The sequence below is a fragment of the Pseudomonas sp. K5002 genome, assembly GCF_013386655.1.
In the GTDB taxonomy this organism is placed as follows: Bacteria; Pseudomonadota; Gammaproteobacteria; order Pseudomonadales; family Pseudomonadaceae; genus Aquipseudomonas.
In genome coordinates this window covers 1-354 of sequence record NZ_JACARK010000006.1, presented here as the reverse complement: position 1 = coordinate 354, position 354 = coordinate 1, and the positions used below count along the sequence as shown (strand labels likewise).

The following is a 354-nucleotide window of genomic DNA, read 5'->3' as shown; positions in this document are numbered from 1 at the left end:
GTCACGGCTTGCCCGGACTCGTATCCGAACGCGGTCACCGCCACAGCATGAAGGTGTTTCTCGCGGATCGACTGCGCGATGCCTTCCAGGTGCAGTTTGTCGCGCAACAAGTCCCGCAGCGGCGAACTGTTGAGCAGCGCCACTGGCACCTGCGCCCCCATCCCCAGCAGGCTGTGGATAAGGAATCGACTCGCCTGGCTGATCACCCCGGGCCAGTCGCTGCGCAGCACCAGGTGGCTGCGAAAGCCCTGCCAGAAGGCGGTCAGGCGCTGGATGGCGGCGGTAAAGTCCATGGCGCCACTGGCCAGGCTCACCGCATTGATCGCCCCGGCCGAGGTGCCGACGATCACCGGA

General features: G+C 66.1%; 1 pseudogene. It reads right to left on the bottom strand.

Features of this window, described 5'->3' with window-relative positions:
• Positions 1-354 (bottom strand): annotated as a pseudogene (locus HX846_RS39335) (patatin-like phospholipase family protein); the annotation flags it as partial.